Consider the following 15,451-nt stretch of genomic DNA (forward strand, 5'->3'; position numbering starts at 1 on the left):
GACTCCGCCCACCTGCGGTGATGAGTCCAAGGCAATGTTTCCATGGAGGTGATGAAGAACCTTCATGTGCGGTGCTGTCTGCTGGCGCTGCATGAGGGGGGCCGAGTGCACCGGGAGGGGCGGGCATGAGTCTGCGGCAGATGGAGTACCTCGTCGAGGTCGTCGAGCAGGAGTCCTTCACCCGCGCCGCCGAGGCGCTGCACGTCACCCAGTCCGCGCTCTCGCACCAGATCAAGGCGCTGGAGCGGACGGTCGGCGGCCCGCTGCTGGAGCGGATGACGCGCGGGGTGCGGCTGACCGTGATGGGCCGGGCCTACTTCCCGCACGCCCAACTCGCCGTCCGCAGCGCCCGGCAGGCCCGCCGCGCCGCGCTCGCGGCGGGCGGCGCGGAGAGCGGCGAACTGCATATCGCGACGGTGCACTCCCAGGCGGTCGGGGTGCTCCCGGAGGTCTGCGCCCGCTGGGCCACCGCGCGTCCGGGCGTCCGGCTGGTGCTCCATGAGTACGCCACCACCGAGGAGCTGGACGAGCAGATGGCCCGCGGGGTCGCCGATCTGGCGCTCGGGCCGCGCCCCAAGGACTGGCCGGGGCCGGTCACTGTCGTGGGACAGGAGCGGATGGTGCTGGTCGTCCCGCACGGCGACCCGCTCGCCGCCCGGGAGTCGGTCCGCCTCGCGGAGCTGGCGGACCGCCCGTGGGTGCGCTGCAGCCTGGAGCCGGTGGTTGACAGCCGGCGCTGGCTGGACTGGGAGTGCGAACGCGTCGGCTTCACCCCGCGTACCGCCGTCCGCACCCAGCACAGCTCCACGGCCGTCCGGATGGCCGCGGCGGGCGTCGGTGTGCTGTTGACCGCGGCCCATGAACTGCGCGGCCTCGACTGTGCGGCCGTGCCCACCGACCCGCCCTGGCACCGCGAGATCACCGTCTTCTCCCGTGTCGAACCGACCGGCGCGGCCGCGGAGTTCACGGAGCTGCTGCGCACGGTCGGGAGCGCGGAGCTGAGCCAAGACGCCCCGATGTGACGCGGTGTCACTCGCGGACGAACAGCGCCACCGGTGACTCCGCCAGCAGCTCGCTCAGCCCCACCACCGCGCCGCCCGGCAGCTCGCGCCCGGAAAGCAGCTCGCGCCAGGAGCCGTCCGGCGGCAGCCGCAGCAGGGTGTCCCACCAGCCGCCGGTTTCCACCAGCCGCAGCGACAGCCGGGTCACCACCGTCAGCACCCGCCCGCTGCGGCAGAACGCCACACAGTGCTCGGCCGCCGGGCCCTCCGCGTACACCGGCTCGTACGACGCCGCGGCGCCGAACCACTGGGGATGGTCGCGCCGCAGCCGCAGCGCCGCGGCGGTCAGCCGCAGCTTCTCGCCGGACGGATCGCGCGGGGGACTCCCGCCGTCCAGCGCGGTGAGCAGCTCGGGGCGGAAGCGGGCCGGCCGCCGGTTGTCCGGGTCGACCAGCGCGGCATAGCCGAGTTCGGTGCCCTGATAGAGGTCGGGGACGCCCGGCATGGTGAGCTGCAGCAGCGCCGCGCCCAGCACGTTCGCGCGGACGAACGGGGCGAGTTCCCCGTCCAGCGCGGCGAGCGGGGCGGCCGTGGGACCACAGGGCCCGTTGCGGACGAACTCCTCGACCGCCTCCTCGTAGCCCGCGTTCCGCTCGGTCCACGAGGTGCGCAGCCCGGCCTCCCGCGCGGCCTTGAGGACCGCGGGCACCACCCGCTCCGCCGCGTCGCCGTCGCCGGCCGCGCCCAGGCCGAACGCGGTCTGCCAGGCCAGCCACGACACCATCGGGTCCGCCGGGCCGAGGCCGTCCACCCCGCACACCGCCTCGTCGGCCATCGCCCCGAGCACATCCCGCCACCGGTCCGGGCACTCCGACAGCACCGCGATCCGCGCCCGTACATCGGCGCTGCGCTTGGTGTCGTGGGTGGAGAGCACCGTGCCGGACAGCGGCCGGTCCCGCTGCAGCCCGGCGCAGTACGTATGGAACACCTCCGGGGCGAGCGCCGGCTCCCCCGGATCGCCGCCGACCTCGCAGGCCGACAGCAGCACCGGATAGCGGTAGAAGGCGGTGTCCTCCACGGATTTGGCGTGCAGTGCGGACGCGGTCTGGGCGAACCGCGCGGTGAAGTCGGCGCAGTCCGTACTGCCCTGGTCCGGGGCGTCGGTCAGCCGGCCGAGCGCCAGATCGCGGACCAGATCCACCGCCCGCGCCTCCTCGGGCACTCGGAAGGCGGTACGCGCCTGCGCCGCCGCCGCGTCCAGCATGGCCGCGTCCTGCCCGGCCCGCGCCGGATCCGCCGCATAGGGACGGTAGACCGGCAGCCGCACCAGCAGCTCACGGAGCGCGTGCCGCAGCGCCCAGGTCGCATGGTCGCCCGGTTCGGGGGCGCGTGCGCTGATCCGCGCCGCGGTCCGCACCAGCCGCTCGATCTCCGCGGCCAGCTCGTGGGTGACGACCTCGTACGCGGCCCGGCGCACCGTCTCCTCCCAGTCGCCGCCCTCGTCGGCCAGCGGGGTGACGAAGTCCCGGTAGTGGGAGAACAGCCGTCCGGCGCCCTGCGGGCAGACGAAGAGTCCGTCGATGTGCCGCAGGGCGTCATAGCCGGTCGTGCCCGCACAGGCCCAGCTGTCCGGGAGCCGCTCGTCAGCGGAGAGGATCTTCTCCACGACCGTCCAGCGGCCGCCGGTCCGCTCGTGCAGCCGGGCCAGATAGCCGCCGGGGTCCACCAGACCGTCCGGGTGGTCGATGCGCAGCCCGTCGATGACGCCCTCGCGGATCAGCCGCAGCACCGTGCCATGGGTCGCCTCGAACACCTCGGGGTCCTCGACGCGCACCCCGATCAGCTCCGAAATGGTGAAGAAGCGGCGGTAGTTCAGCTCACTGCGGGCCAGCCGCCACCAGCCGAGGCGGTACCACTGGGCGTCCAGGAGGCGGGCCGGCGGCAGCATCTCCGTCCCGGGGCGCAGCGGGAAGGCATGCCCGTGATAGCGCAGCACCTCGCCCTCGACGCGGAAGTGCCGCAGCTCCTCGCCGATCCGGCCGCCGAGCACCGGCAGCAGCAGCCGTCCGCCGTGCCCGGCGTCCCAGTCGATGTCGAACCACCGCGCGTACGGGGACTCCGGGCCGTCGCGCAGCACCTGCCACAGCGGCCCGTTCAGCGACATCGGCTCCGGCACCGCCATATGGTTCGGCACCAGGTCGACGATCAGCCCGAGGCCGTGCGAGCGGGCCGTCGCCGCCAGCGCCCGCAGCCCCGTCTCACCGCCGAGCTCGGCCCGTACCGTGGTGTGGTCGACGACGTCATAGCCGTGGGTGGAGCCCGGCACGGCCTCCAGCACCGGTGAGAGGTGCAGGTGGGAGATGCCGAGCGCGGCCAGATGCGGGACGGCCCGCTCGGCGGCGGCGAACGGGAAGTCCGGCTGGAGCTGCAGCCGGTAGGTGGCGGTCGGCGACGGACTCGAGGGCTGCGTCATGGGAACACCCGTACCCCGCCGGAGGCCCGTTGTGTCATCCGCCTCCCGCACGGTGTCGTTGTTTCCTCCGACGGAGTGGGCTCCGGGGGCGGGGAGCTTCGTAGGTCCGGTGCGTGGGGCGCGCGGCGGCCCGCCGGTTAGCGTCTGGCGATGACCGCTGCCACCGCCGCCTTCCGCCGGGTGCTCGCGCTGGGCGGGCCGATGCTGCCCGTCCTGTCCTTCCTCGGCAGGCTCCCCACCGCCATGTGCCAGTTCGGCAGTCTGCTGCTGGTGGCGGAGACGAGCGGCTCGCTGGCCACCGCGGGGCTGGTGGGCGGTGCGCTGGCGGCGGGACAGACCGCGGGCGGCCCGCTGCTCGGCCGGCTCGCGGACCGGCACGGACAGCGGCCGGTGGTGCTGGCCGCCTGCTGGTTCGACGCCCTCGCCGTGACCGCGCTGGTGCTCGCCGCCCTCGCCCGGACCGGGGCGCTGCCGCTCGCCCTGATCGCGCTGCTCGCCGGTGCCGGGGTGCCGCAGATCGGGCCGCTGGCCCGCACCCGGCTCGTTGCGCTGGCCCGTCGCGCACGGGCCGACGACCGCCTGGTCCACACCGCGCTGTCCTTCGAAGGCACTCTGGACGAGGTGTCGTTCGTGCTCGGTCCGGCGCTGGTGGGACTGTCCGCCACGGTGGCCCACCCGGCCGTGGCGCTCGCCCTGGCCGCGCTGCTGCTCGCGGTCTGCGGCTCGGCCTTCGCCCTGCATCCCACGGCCGCTGCGGTGCGGCCCACGGGCGCCCCGTCCGCCCGGGCGCCGGTCTCTTCCGGCCCGGCTCCCGCCCCGGACGGTCCCCGCGCCCGGCGCCCCGCCGCCCGGGCCGCCCGCGCCCGGATGCCCCGCGCGGTGCATGCCATGCGCGCCTCGATGGTGCTGCAGGGCGCCCTCTTCGGTGCCTGCCAGGCCGGTATCACCGCGCTCACCGCAGACCTCCACCGGCCCGCCCAGGCCGGGCTGGTCTATGCCGCGATGGGCGTGATGAGCGCGGTCGCCGGGCTCTCGCTGGCGCTGGTGCCCGCCCGGATCGGGCTGCCGGCACGCTGGCGGGCGGCGGCCGTGGCGCTGATCGTGCTGTCCGTGCCGCTGCTGTTCGTACGGTCCCTGGGGGCGCTCTACCTGGCCGTCGTGGTCCTCGGCGCGGCCTTCGCCCCGCATCTGATCACGCTGTTCGGCCTCACCGAACGGCTGGTGCCCGCCGGCCGGCTGGCCGAATCGATGGCCTTTCTGACCAGCGCGATCGTGGGCGGCCAGGCCCTGTCCCTGGCCGTCTCCGGCCGGCTCGCCGAGGCCCACGGGCCGACCGCCGCCTTCGCGGTGGCCGTCGGCGCCGCCGTCCTGATCCTCGGCCTCGCCCTGACCACCCGGGGCACGGACCGTCCGGCCGCCGCGCTCACGCCGGCCGCTGCAGCACCAGCAGGCTCCGCCCGATGAGCGTCAGCCGGTCGCCGGCCTTGACCTTGGCGCCGCCGCCGTCCGCCACCGCCTGCGGCCGGTCGGTGTCCACCACGACCTGCCACTGCCGGCCCAGGTGCTCGGGCACCATGAACTCCTTCTCCTGGTCGTGGGCGTTGAACATCAGCAGGAACGAGTCGTCGGTGACCGGCTCGCCCCGGGGGCCCGGCTCGGAGATCGAGCTGCCGTTGAGGAACACCGCCAGCGACTTCGCATGGACCGACTGCCAGTCGCGCGGCCCCATCTCCTCGCCGCCCGCCGTGAACCAGGCGATGTCGGACAGCTCGTCATGGGTGCCCTCCATCGGGTGGCCCTGGAAGAACCGCCGGCGCCGGAACACCGGATGGTCGCGCCGCAGCCACACCATCTGCCGGACGAACGCCAGCAGCGCCCGCTGCTCCGCGTCCTCGTCCGCCGCCGCGTCCGGCCCGTCCAGTCCGTCCGGCCCGTCCGCGTCCGTACGGTCGGTCTCCCCGGCGCCCCCGCCCCGCCCCCGCTCCGGCCAGCGCACCCACGACAGCTCGTTGTCCTGGCAGTACGCGTTGTTGTTGCCGCCCTGGCTGCGCCCGAACTCGTCCCCGTGGCTGAGCATCGGCACGCCCTGCGACAGCATCAGCGTGGCCAGGAAGTTGCGCATCTGCCGCGCCCGCAGCCGCCGCACCCCGGGATCGTCGGTCGGCCCCTCGGCACCGCAGTTCCAGGACCGGTTGAAGCGCTCCCCGTCCCGGTTGTCCTCGCCGTTGGCCTCGTTGTGCTTGTCGTTGTACGCGACCAGATCGTGCAGCGTGAAGCCGTCATGGCAGGTCACGAAGTTCACCGAGGCCAGCGGCCGGCGCCCGTCCTCCTGGTAGAGGTCCGAGGAACCCGTCAGCCGGGACCCGAACTCCGCCAGGGTGCGCGGTTCGCCCCGCCACAGGTCCCGCACGGTGTCCCGGTACTTCCCGTTCCACTCGGTCCACAGCGGCGGGAAGTTCCCCACCTGATAGCCGCCCTCACCGACGTCCCACGGCTCGGCGATCAGCTTCACCTGGCTGACGACCGGATCCTGATGGACCAGGTCGAAGAACGACGACAGCCGGTCCACCTCGTGGAACTGCCGGGCCAGCGTCGCCGCCAGATCGAAGCGGAAGCCGTCCACCCGCATCTCCTGCACCCAGTAGCGCAGCGAGTCCATCACCAGCTGGAGCACATGCGGGCTGCGCATCAGCAGCGAATTCCCGGTGCCCGTGGTGTCCATGTAGTACTGCTTGTCGTCCGACAGCCGGTAGTAGGAGGCGTTGTCCAGCCCCCGGAACGACAGCGTCGGGCCCAGATGGCTGCCCTCGGCGGTGTGGTTGTAGACCACGTCGAGGATCACTTCGATACCGGCCTGGTGCAGCGCCCGCACCGCCGTCTTGAACTCCAGCACCTGCTGCCCGCGGTCGCCCCAGGACGCATAGGCGTTGTGCGGGGCGAAGAACCCGATGGTGTTGTAGCCCCAGTAGTTCGTCAGCCCCGCGTCCACCAGCCGGTGGTCCTGGACGAACTGATGCACCGGCATCAGCTCCAGCGCGGTCACCCCGAGCTTCGTCAGATGATCGATGATCGCCGGATGCGCCAGCGCGGCATAGGTGCCGCGCAGCTCCTCGGGGAGCTCCGGATGGCGCATCGTCAGGCCCTTCACATGGGCCTCGTAGAGCACCGTCTCGTGGTACGCGGTGCGTGGCGGGCGGTCGTCACCCCAGTCGAAGTACGGGTTGACCACCACCGACGCCATGGTGTGCGGCGCCGAGTCCAGGTCGTTGCGCACCTCGGGACGCCCGAAGTGGTAGCCGTAGATGGCCTCGTCCCAGTCGATCCGGCCGCTCATGGCGCGGGCGTACGGGTCGAGCAGCAGCTTCGCCGAATTGCAGCGCTGCCCCCGCTCCGGCTCGTACGGACCGTGCGCCCGGAAGCCGTAACGCTGCCCCGGCATCACCCCCGGAAGATACGCGTGCCGCACATTGGCGTCGCTCTCGCGCAGCTCGACGGCGGTCTCCGAACCGTCGTCGTGCAGCAGACACAGTTCGATGCGTTTCGCGGCTTCGGAGAACACCGCGAAGTTGGTGCCCGCCCCGTCATAGGTGGCACCCAGCGGATACATCTGTCCCGGCCAGACCTGCATGGGTAGACTCTTCCACTTTCTCGTCGGGCGCTGCGGCGACTCCACGACACACGTCCGCGGAACGGTTCGCCATACTTCCCCCTGGATGGCGCAACTTGTCGCACACAAAGGGCTTTTCGCGAGATCTCCGCTGAATGGTGGCAACCTGCCGCGATGTCGGATCGTCCTACTGGTCGTCCTACTGGAGGACTACCGGGGGGAACCGACATGCATGTCACGACGAGGTGACAGCAGGGGGGAACCGTGCACCACCTGATGCACCGCCACCTCGGCAAGGCCGTCGCGGGCGCCGCCATCGCCCTGACCGGCACCGCCGCCATGGTCGCGGTCACCTTGCCGTCCGACGCCGGCGCCGCCGCCGGAACGGACCCCCGGAGCCGGCCCGCCGCGGCCGCCGCGCCCGGCCCGGGCCGCGACCAGGGGCCGCCACCACCCGGCGTCGTCGAGAGACCCCCCGTGGAGGGGGAGCGCGGCCGGGGACGGGACCCGCTCACCGACGACGAACTCCGGCGCGCCCGGGACCTGGCGCTGCCGCGCACCCCGCGCGGCGCCGCCCGGAACGTCACCGGGAGGCCGGGTCCCGAGCCCCTCACCACCGACCTGGCCGAACTCACCCCCGCGGAGACCGGGCTCGCCGACCCGCCGCGCCGGGCGACGGTCACCTTCTACGACTACCGGGACGACAGCTACCTCACCAAGACCGTCAACCTCACCACCTCGACGGTGGAGTCGGCGGACGCCCGGCACGGCGTCCAGCCGCCGCCCAGCCGCGCCGAGGCCGTCGAGGCGGCCCGGCTGCTGATCGCCGCCCCGCTGGGATCCGGTCTGCGCCAGGACTACCGCGACGCCACCGGACGTGACCTCACCGGTCCGGATCCGCTCTCCGTCACCGGCTTCGTCTACCGCGGCCGCGCGGAAGGCGACGCGCCGGGAGCCCTGGGCGACTGCGGGCAACACCGCTGCATCCGCCTTTTCACCAAGGTCAAGAACGGCCGGTGGATCGACACCCGCCGCTTCGTGATCGACCTCAGCGCCCGCACCGTCGCCCGCCTGGGCTGACCGGCGCCCCCACCGACCGCCACTCCACCCCACCGGAGCCTCCGCCATGCCCGGAAGACGCACCACCGGCACCCGCCGCCCGCACCGTCGCGCCGCGCTCCTCGCCACCGCCCCCCTGCTGCTCGCCGTGGCCGCCCTGACGGCCGGCCCGGCCGCCCAGGCCGCCCCCGAGGCCCCCGCCGCACCCGTACCGACCCCGAACTGCAGTGCCGCCCACCGCATCACCCAGACGCTCGACGGCGGCACCGTCTGGCGCATGTGCTGGCACTACGAGGGCAACGCCGGTCTCGTCCTGGACGACATCTCCTACCAGCCCAAGGGCGAACGCACCCCCGTCAAGGTGCTCACCACCGCCAAACTCGCCCAGATCCACGTCCCCTACGACGACGGCCGGAACGAGTACGACGACCTCACCGGGCAGGGCTTCGCCCAGGGCCTGCAGAAGCTCGACCCCGCCGAATGCCCCGGCGGCACCCTCAAGACCGTCAAGGTGCCCGGCGCCTGGGACCCCGCCCACCCCGACATCCGCGGGCTGTGCGCCACCACCCGAGCCCGCGGCCACGCCTACCGCATGGGCCCCTACCCCGGCGAGCGCGCCAAGATCTACCAGCTCCAGGGCACGGACCTGCTGCTCTACACCGTCAACAAGGTCGGCTGGTACGAGTACATCAGCGAATGGCGGTTCTCCGGCGACGGCACCATGACCCTGCAGGTCGGCGCCACCGGCACCGTCTCACCCGCCGACTACGACGCCGGTGACGGCCGGGGCGCGCCGCTCGGCAAGGGCGCCAAGGACTACGCCACCAGCCACAGCCACAATGTCTTCTGGCGGCTGAACTTCGGCCTGGGCGGCTCCGCCGGCAACAAGGTCGAGCAGTTCGACTCGGCCACCACCGTCCCGGGCGGCGGCCGCACCCCCACCATCCGCACCACCCGCACGCCGGTCACCAAGGAGCTGGCCGGGGACGCCGGCCCGCTGCGCTGGTGGCGGGTGGTCGGCGCCGGCCGCAACAAGGACGGCCACCCGCGCTCGTACGAGATCGTCCCCGGCCCCACCAGCAAATACGCCGGGCGCAGTTACACCAGACATGACGTCTATTTCACCGAGTACAACACATGTGAACAGTTCGCCAGCAACAACCTGGCCAACTGCGGCACCAAGGCCGGCAACAGCGTCGACACCTGGGTCAACGGCCAGCCGCTGAAACACCCCATCGCGTGGGTCAACATCGGGTTCCACCACATCGCCAGGGACGAGGACCAGGAGCCGATGCCCGTGCACTGGCAGGGCTTCCAGCTGGTCCCACGCGATGTCACCGCTATGAATCCGCTCACTCCCCCCTCGCTGTCCGGGCACAACGGGCACTATGGATAAGGGGAGTTGATAACCGACTCCACCCATCCTGCTGCACCGCCTCCCGCACCGCAGTAGTCTGCCTTGATCGTTGGCACGGGGGTTCGGAAGGCGGTGGCAGGTGAGCGGCGGGCTGGAGTTGCCCCCTGGTGACGAGAGTCATGAGGGCCATGAGGGCGGCTCCGTCGACGCACCGCCCGGCGCGGTGTCCCTGGCACGACCGCTGGAGATCGGTGCGGAGCTGGACTGGGGCGCCGAGGCCTGGAGCGAGGTGCGCACCCGCGCCCGCCGGGCCGGCCGCGCCTACATCTGGCTGAATCTCGTCGAGCAACGGCTGCGGGCCGTCGTCGCCGCCGTCCTGCGGCCCATCTACGAGCCGGTGCACGGCGACGAATGGGTCGTCGCCGCGGCCGGTCCCGCCGGTCAGGAGTGGGTGCAGCGGGCGGTCGCCGTCCGCGAGGTCAGCCGCCGCAAGGGCTACCTCCTCGACCCCGCCGACGACAACATCGTCAGCTTTCTGACCCTTCCGCAACTCCGCGAACTGATGGTCCAGCACTGGCCCTGCTTCGAGCCGTACTTCGACGACCGCCGCGATGTCGAGCTGGCCCTCGACGAACTCGAGGTCGCCCGCAACATCGTCTCCCGCAACCGCGCCCTGTCCGAGACGGTCCTCGCCCAGGCCGAGCGCGCCTCCGCCCGCCTCCTGGACATCCTCGGCTCCGGCGTCGGCACCCGTATCTCCGGACGGCTGCCCATCGACGCGGTGGAGGACCTGGTCGGCGACCGCTACGCCGATGTCATCGGGGTGCACTCCGACCGGGTGCGCCTGCAGCGCCAGCTCCCCGCCGAGGACCTCTTCGGCGACGCCCGCCGCCTCGACGCCGTGGGCATAGGCCTCAACCTCCTGGTCCAGAACTACTCGGGCCGTCGCCTGGTCCGGCTCGCCGAATCCGGCTGCCGCGTCCGGCTGCTCTTCCTCAACCCCGCCAGCAGCGCGGTCCGCCGCCGGGAGCGCGAAATCGGCCTCAAGAAGGGCGAGATGAGCCGCTCCATCGAGATGAACATCCTCCATATGCGGCGGGTGCGGGCCCGGCTGCGCGACCCCGGCGCCTTCGAGATCCAGGTCTTCGACGAGACCCCGCGCTTCACCGCCTACCTCGTCGACGGCGATGGCCCTGACGGTGTGGCCGTCGTCCAGCCCTACCTGCGCAAGAGCCGCGGAATGGAATCCCCCGTCCTCGTCCTCCGCGGCGGCGGCCGGGAGGTCGTCCGCCAGGACGCCCACACCCGCGACGGTGACAACGGCCTGTTCGAGACCTACCGGGAGGAATTCGAGAGCATGTGGGCGGATTCCCGGCCGGTTTCCTGAAGCGGCCGGTTTCCTGAACCGGACGTCGGTTTCCTGAACCGGACGCCGCCCCCGTCACCCGCGGGGGCGGCAGTCGCCGCACGACGGGCCACCCGGCACCGCGGACCGGCCCCCGACTACCGTGGGGCAATGCACTTCCGTGTACTCGCCCCCCTGGACGTGCGGTCCGCCGACGGCCGCCCCGCTCCCGTCCCGGAGACGAAGGTACGCGCCCTGCTCGCCGCGCTGCTGGCGCACCACGGCCGCCCCGTGTCCACCGCCCGGCTCGTCGCACACCTCTGGGGCCCGCGGCCGCCCGCCCGTCCCACGGCCTCCCTCCAGAGCAAGGTCTCGCAGCTGCGCCGCGCCCTGGACACCGCGGAGCCCGGCGCCCGCAAACTGGTGACGGCGACCCCGCCGGGCTACCGGCTGGACATCGCCCCCGACGCCCTGGACGCCGGCCTCTTCACGGCGCTGACCGCCCGCGCCCGGGCCGCCGCCACCCCGCGACAACGGGCCGGACTGCTCGGCGAGGCCCTGGAACTGTGGCACGGCCCCGCGTTCGCCGGCTTCGCGGACAGCGACCTGGTGCGCCCGGTGGCCGAGAGCCTGGAGGAGCAGCGGCTGACGGCGCTGGAGGAGCGGGCCGCGGCCCGCCTGGAGCTGGGCGAGCACGCCCCGCTGACCGCCGAGCTGGCCGGTCTGGCGGCCCGGCACCCGCTCCGGGAACGGCTGCGCGCCCTGCAGCTGACCGCCCTGTACCGGGCCGGCCGGCAGAGCGACGCACTCGCCGCCTATGACGAGATCCGCGCGCGCCTGGCCGACGAACTGGGGGTGGACCCCGGCCCCGAACTCACCGCGACACACCGGGCGATCCTGCGCCAGGAGCCGTGGCGGCCGCATGACGGTGGTGCCTGGCAGGACGGCGGCGCCCGCCACGACGGCGGTGCCTGGCAGGACGGCGGTGCCTGGCAGGGTCAAGGCGCCCAGCGCGACGACGGCACTCGCCACGACCACGGAGCCCGGCACGACGGCGGCACCCGCCACGATGGCGGCACCCGCCACGACGGCGGCACCACCCGCCCCACGGACCGGCCGGAACCGGACCTGGCCACCGCACCGCCGGCCGGCCCCCGCCCCCGCACCAACCTCCCCACCCCCCTCACCGCACTCCTCGGCCGCCGGGACGCCGTACGCCGGATCGAGGCGCTCCTGGCGGCCAACCGCCTGGTGACGCTCACCGGCCCCGGTGGCGTGGGCAAGACCCGCCTCGCCCTGGAGACCGCCGGCCGGCTGGCCGGCTCCTTCCCGGACGGTGTCTGGCTGGTCGAACTGGCCGCGCTGAGCCGCCCGGACGCCCCCGAGCGCGCCGGGAGCAAGTGCACCGCTGCCCAGGTGGCCGAGGCGGTGCTGGCCGTGCTGGGCATCCGGGAGGGCGCCTCGGCCGGACCGGTGGCCGAGCGCCTCATCGGCGCGGTACGCGGCAAACGCCTGCTGCTCGTGCTGGACAACTGTGAGCACCTCGTCGAGGCGGCCGCGGAGGTCACCGCCGAACTGCTCGGCGCCGCCCCGGACCTCCGGGTGCTGGTGACCGGCCAGGAATCGCTGGGCCTGACGGGCGAGACGCTGTGGCCCGTACCGCCGCTGGAACCCGCCGGTGCCGTCGAGCTGTTCACGGCCCGCGCGAGCGCCGCCGACCCGGACTTCGTCCTCGACGCCGACGCCACGGCCGCCGTGGCGGAGATCTGCCGCCGCCTGGACGGTATCCCGCTCGCCCTGGAGCTGGCCGCCACCCGCGTACGGGCCCTGGGCGTACGGGAGCTGAGCGCCCGGCTGGACGACCGGTTCCGGGTGCTGGCGTCCGGTCGGCGCGGGGTCCCGCCCCGTCAGCAGACCCTGCGCGCAATGATCGACTGGAGCTGGGAGCTGCTGCCCGCCGCCGAACGCACCGTGCTGCGCCGGCTCGCCGTCCACGCGGACGGCTGCACCCTGAAGGCCGCCGAAACGGTCTGCGCGGGCGACGGCGTCCGACGGGACGAGGTGCTCGATCTGCTGGCCCGTCTCGTGGACCGCTCCCTGGTGACGGTGGCCCGGACACCGTACGGCCCCCGCTACCGGCTCCTGGAGACGGTCGCCGCCTACTGCCTCGAACGTCTGCGGGAGGCCGGTGAACTGACGGCCGTACGCCGGAGACACCACCGCCACTACACCGAACTGGCCGAGCGCGCCGCCCCGTTGCTGTACGGGCCGGACCAACGCGAGTGGCTGGAGCGGCTCGACCAGGAGACGGCGAACCTGCGGGACGCCCTGGACGCCGCGGTCCGGGAAGGCGCCGCGGACCACGCGCTGCGCCTGGTCGACGCGCTGGCCTGGTACTGGTTCCTGCGCGGCCGGCTCGCGGAGGCGGGCCGCTCGCTGACGGCGGCGCTCGCGGCGTACGAGGCCGCCCGCGCGACGGCGGCGGACGCCGGGGACCCGGCCGCCGAGGGGCGCCGCCTGCGTGCCGCCACCTGGCAGGTCGGCATGGCCTCACTGGCGGGCGATGACACCGACCCCGTGGAGCGGGCCACGGCCGTGCTCCGGCAGTACGGGACCCATGACGACCCGGGCGCCCGGGCCTGGGCCCAGTGGTTCCTGGGCTTCGCCCAAGTCGGCCTGGGCGAACCGGCAGTGGCGAGGGAGCGGGTGGCGGACTCGCTGGCCGCCTTCCGGGCCCTGGGCGACCGCTGGGGCATCGCCGCGGCGCTGAGCAGCCGCGCCCAGGGCAGCGTCGGCGGAGATCTCCGGGCCCGGCTCCGCGATGCCGAGGAGAGCGCCGCGCTCTTCCGTGAACTGGGCGACCGCTGGGGCCAGTTGCAGGCCGCCGATGCGCTCGGCGCCCTTGCGGAGATCACCGGTGACTACGGCCGCGCGGCCCGGCTCCACCGGGACGGGCTGCGGATCGCCGAGGAGCTCGGCCTCTGGATCCAGGCCTCCTACAAGCTCTCCGGACTGGGCCGGATCGCGCTGCTGACCGGTGATCTGGCGGCCGCCCGCGACTTCCACGAGCGGGGGATGCGGCTGGCCGCGGAACAGTCGCACCTGCGGGGCGAGATGTTCGCCGAGTGCGGACTCGCCCTCGGCGCCCGGCGGGAGGGCCGCCTCGACGACGCCGAGGCGCATCTGCTGCCCTGGCTGGAGTGGTGCCTCGGCCGGGACGGCGACCCCGGTACCGCATTCGTCCTGAGCGAGCTGGGCTTCCTCGCCGAACTGCGGGGCGATCCGGAGACCGCCCGCCGTCACCACCTGGACGGGTTCGTGGCGGCCCGCGCCACCGCCGACCCGCGTGCCGTCGCGCTGGCCCTGGAAGGGCTGGCCGGCGCGGTGGCACTGACCGGCCGGTGCGCCGTCGCGGCCCGGCTGCTGGGGTGTGCGGCCGCGGCCCGCGCCACCGCGGGCGCGCCCCAGCCGGCCGCGGAGCGCGGCGATGTGGCCCGGAGTACGGCCACGGCACGCCGCGGCCTGGGCGACGCGGCGTACGAGGCGGCGTATGCGAGCGGCGCGGGGGTGGCACCGGAGGTGCTGGTGAAGGAAGCGACGGGGAGCGCGGGGGCCCGGGGAGCGAGAACTACGGCGTCCCCGTGATCCCCCCGTCCACCCGGAGCTCGATCCCGTTGACGTAGTCCGCGAGCGGGCTCGCCAGATAGGCGACCGCGGACGCGATGTCCGCCGGGCGCCCCAGCCGCCCGCTCGGGTTCGGCGCATACTCCTTGACGAGGTCCGCCTCGTCCGGCCATTCCTGGGGGCCGTCCTCCGCCGCCGCCCGCTCCTCGAACATCCGGTACATGGAGGGGGTGAGGATCACCCCCGGGCTGACACAGTTCGCGGTGACCCCGGTCCCGGCGAGGTGCCGGGCCAGGCTGGTGGTCATGTTCACCACGGCGGCCTTGGCGGCGGAGAACGCCACCATGTGGGGCAGCGGGGTCCGTACGGCCCGGCTGCCGATGGTGATCACCCGGCCCCAGCCGTGGGCGCGCAGCGACGGCAGCAGCGTCTGGCTGACCCGCACCGTCGGCAGGACGTTCCCCTCGAAGGCGGTCCGCCAGTCGGACGGCCGGGAGCTCTCCCAGTCGTGCTCGGCGAACGGACCCGCGTTGTTGACGAGGATGTGCGCCCCGAAGTCCCGTGCGGTGAGGGCGACCTGCTCGGCGACGCCCGGTTCCGTCAGATCACCGAGCACCACTTCGGCCCGCACACCGCGGGCCGCGACCTGTTCGGCGACGGCCGCCGCGGCCCCCGCGTTCCGCCCGTGGACGAGGACGTCGCACCCCTCGTCCGCCAGCGTCTCGGCGATCGTGGCCCCGATACCCGCACTGCTGCCCGTCACCAGCGCGCTGTGTCCTGCCAGCCGTAGGTCCATGGCGGTCAGCCTAGGGGCGCGGCGGGCCGTGGGCTCCCTGCCGCGACAGGTGGCCGGTGGATTGTCAGTGGTGCGTGGGAGAGTGAATGAGCAACGGGGGAAGTACCACCGAAGGAGGCCCCGCATGAGCGAGTGCAGCATGGATGTCCCCCCGGCCGAATGCCGGGGGATCTTCATGGGAGGGCGCGC

Annotated in this window: 9 protein-coding genes; 6 read left to right on the forward strand and 3 right to left on the reverse strand. The window is 73.7% G+C overall.

Features of this window, described 5'->3' with window-relative positions:
• The first annotated feature begins 125 nt into the window (after positions 1-125).
• Positions 126-1,022 (forward strand): LysR family transcriptional regulator, encoded by an 897-nt coding sequence (locus NUT86_RS31270; RefSeq protein WP_266443618.1) that lies wholly within the window; start codon positions 126-128, stop codon positions 1,020-1,022.
• A 7-nt stretch (positions 1,023-1,029) separates the two neighbouring features.
• Here the strand turns inward: NUT86_RS31270 and treY are convergent, their stop codons facing one another.
• Positions 1,030-3,474 carry a malto-oligosyltrehalose synthase gene (treY, locus tag NUT86_RS31275; RefSeq protein WP_266443616.1) on the reverse strand — a complete coding sequence of 815 codons (2,445 nt, stop codon included), beginning with the start codon at positions 3,472-3,474 and terminating at the stop codon, positions 1,030-1,032.
• 150 nt (positions 3,475-3,624) lie between these two features.
• Between treY and NUT86_RS31280 the strand changes: the two genes are divergently transcribed.
• Positions 3,625-4,938 (forward strand): MFS transporter, encoded by a 1,314-nt coding sequence (locus NUT86_RS31280; RefSeq protein WP_274738617.1) that lies wholly within the window; start codon positions 3,625-3,627, stop codon positions 4,936-4,938.
• Here NUT86_RS31280 and glgX read toward each other — a convergent pair.
• Positions 4,898-7,102: a glycogen debranching protein GlgX gene (gene glgX, locus NUT86_RS31285; RefSeq protein WP_274738618.1), complete on the reverse strand. Its 2,205-nt coding sequence runs from the start codon at positions 7,100-7,102 to the stop codon at positions 4,898-4,900. The genes NUT86_RS31280 and glgX overlap by 41 nt on opposite strands.
• Positions 7,103-7,345: 243 nt before the next feature.
• Here glgX and NUT86_RS31290 point away from each other — a divergent pair, with 243 nt between their 5' ends.
• The 4 genes from NUT86_RS31290 to NUT86_RS31305 all read left to right on the forward strand — a co-directional run bounded on the left by NUT86_RS31290 (position 7,346) and on the right by NUT86_RS31305 (position 14,487).
• Positions 7,346-8,161 (forward strand): Tat pathway signal sequence domain protein, encoded by an 816-nt coding sequence (locus NUT86_RS31290; protein ID WP_274738620.1) that lies wholly within the window; start codon positions 7,346-7,348, stop codon positions 8,159-8,161.
• A 46-nt stretch (positions 8,162-8,207) separates the two neighbouring features.
• On the forward strand, positions 8,208-9,536 hold the full coding sequence (locus NUT86_RS31295; protein ID WP_274738621.1) for a copper amine oxidase: 1,329 nt from the start codon (positions 8,208-8,210) through the stop codon (positions 9,534-9,536).
• A 100-nt stretch (positions 9,537-9,636) separates the two neighbouring features.
• Positions 9,637-10,884: an SAV2148 family HEPN domain-containing protein gene (locus NUT86_RS31300; protein WP_037741182.1), complete on the forward strand. Its 1,248-nt coding sequence runs from the start codon at positions 9,637-9,639 to the stop codon at positions 10,882-10,884.
• 129 nt (positions 10,885-11,013) lie between these two features.
• Positions 11,014-14,487 (forward strand): AfsR/SARP family transcriptional regulator, encoded by a 3,474-nt coding sequence (locus NUT86_RS31305; protein WP_274738623.1) that lies wholly within the window; start codon positions 11,014-11,016, stop codon positions 14,485-14,487.
• Here the strand turns inward: NUT86_RS31305 and NUT86_RS31310 are convergent.
• Positions 14,471-15,262: an SDR family NAD(P)-dependent oxidoreductase gene (locus NUT86_RS31310; RefSeq protein ID WP_274738625.1), complete on the reverse strand. Its 792-nt coding sequence runs from the start codon at positions 15,260-15,262 to the stop codon at positions 14,471-14,473. The two genes, NUT86_RS31305 and NUT86_RS31310, sit on opposite strands and share 17 nt — an antisense overlap.
• Positions 15,263-15,451: the final 189 nt, after the last annotated feature.

Origin of the sequence: Streptomyces sp. G7(2002), from assembly GCF_028870195.1 — a bacterium.
Taxonomy (GTDB): Bacteria; Actinomycetota; Actinomycetes; order Streptomycetales; family Streptomycetaceae; genus Streptomyces; species Streptomyces nigrescens.

What these genes read in the sequence shown, in the direction of transcription:
- NUT86_RS31295 (WP_274738621.1), top strand. Translation starts at nt 8,208, where the DNA reads ATGCCCGGAAGACGCACCACCGGCACCCGCCGCCCGCACCGTCGCGCC.
- NUT86_RS31270 (WP_266443618.1), top strand. Translation starts at nt 126, where the DNA reads ATGAGTCTGCGGCAGATGGAGTACCTCGTCGAGGTCGTCGAGCAGGAG.
- NUT86_RS31280 (WP_274738617.1), top strand. Translation starts at nt 3,625, where the DNA reads ATGACCGCTGCCACCGCCGCCTTCCGCCGGGTGCTCGCGCTGGGCGGG.
- treY (WP_266443616.1), bottom strand. Translation starts at nt 3,474, where the DNA reads ATGACGCAGCCCTCGAGTCCGTCGCCGACCGCCACCTACCGGCTGCAG.
- NUT86_RS31305 (WP_274738623.1), top strand. Translation starts at nt 11,014, where the DNA reads ATGCACTTCCGTGTACTCGCCCCCCTGGACGTGCGGTCCGCCGACGGC.
- glgX (WP_274738618.1), bottom strand. Translation starts at nt 7,102, where the DNA reads ATGCAGGTCTGGCCGGGACAGATGTATCCGCTGGGTGCCACCTATGAC.
- NUT86_RS31310 (WP_274738625.1), bottom strand. Translation starts at nt 15,262, where the DNA reads ATGGACCTACGGCTGGCAGGACACAGCGCGCTGGTGACGGGCAGCAGT.